Origin of the sequence: Streptomyces alkaliphilus (assembly GCF_014141535.1) — a bacterium.
Classification (GTDB): domain Bacteria; phylum Actinomycetota; class Actinomycetes; order Streptomycetales; family Streptomycetaceae; genus Streptomyces; species Streptomyces alkaliphilus.
The window spans coordinates 1-994 of the sequence record NZ_VKHT01001394.1; the positions used below are offsets into that span (position 1 = coordinate 1).

Sequence of the window (994 nt, forward strand, 5' to 3'; positions counted from 1 at the left end):
AGAAAGTGTTGGGTAACTGATCGGTTGCTTGGTGTGATGTGCGGGTGGTGATCCTCGTGGCCGGGGCGGCGCGAGGATCACCGTCGTGTGTGTTTGTGTGTGCAAGCCCTCCTACGACTCGTCGTTGACCGAGGCGCAGTGGGCGGTGATCGAGCCGCTGCTGCCGGTGCGGGATCCGCGTCGCGGTGGGCGACCGTTGAAGTTTTCGCGTCGGCTGGTCGTGGACACGGTGTTGTACGTGCTGGTCAGCGGGTGTGCGTGGCGGATGGTGCCGCGCGATCTGGCGCCGTGGGATGTGGCCTATCGGTGGTTTCGGGCATGGGCGGCCGATGGCACGTGGAACCGGGTGCACGATGCGTTGCGTGATCGGGTGCGGGTGGCCGATGGTCGGGATCCGCAGCCCTCGGCCGCGGTGTTGGACTCGCAGTCGGCCCGCAGTCATCAGGGCGGGGAGGCGATCGGGTGGGACGCGGGCAAGCGGGTGCGCGGTCGCAAGCGGCATCTGTTGGTGGACACCTACGGGCTGGTGTTGCGGGCGGTGGTCCACTCGGCCTCCGTGCAGGACCGGGCGGGCGCCAAACTCGTCCTGGCCGACATCGGGAAGCTGTTTCCGCACGTCGGGTTGGTGTGGGTCGATGGTGGTTATGTGAACGCGGTCGACGCGGGCCTGGTGGATTGGGCGGCGGAGCGGGAGGGCCTGGAGATCGTCGTCGTGCCGCGCAACGCGGATGTGAAAGGCTTTCGGGTGCTGCCCCGCAGGTGGGTGGTGGAACGGACATTCTCCTGGCTGGGACGGTGCAGAAGGTTGGCCCGGGACTACGAGCGCAAGACCGCGCACGCCGAGGCGATGATCAAGGTCGCGATGATCCGGCTGATGGCCGCCCGTCTCGCCGGCGAGGAGATCGAACCCCGCGGTCCCATCGAGACCGAAGCGGCCCGTCGCCTCGCCGACGACCTCAAAGACGAGTGATCACCCGGTTACCCAACACTTTCT

Annotated in this window: 1 protein-coding gene; it reads left to right on the plus strand. The window is 67.3% G+C overall.

Features of this window, described 5'->3' with window-relative positions:
• The first annotated feature begins 85 nt into the window (after window positions 1-85).
• The gene (locus tag FNQ90_RS24695) at window positions 86-970 is read left to right on the plus strand and encodes an IS5 family transposase (RefSeq protein WP_182608364.1); all 885 of its coding nucleotides are present in this window, start codon (window positions 86-88) and stop codon (window positions 968-970) included.
• Window positions 971-994: the final 24 nt, after the last annotated feature.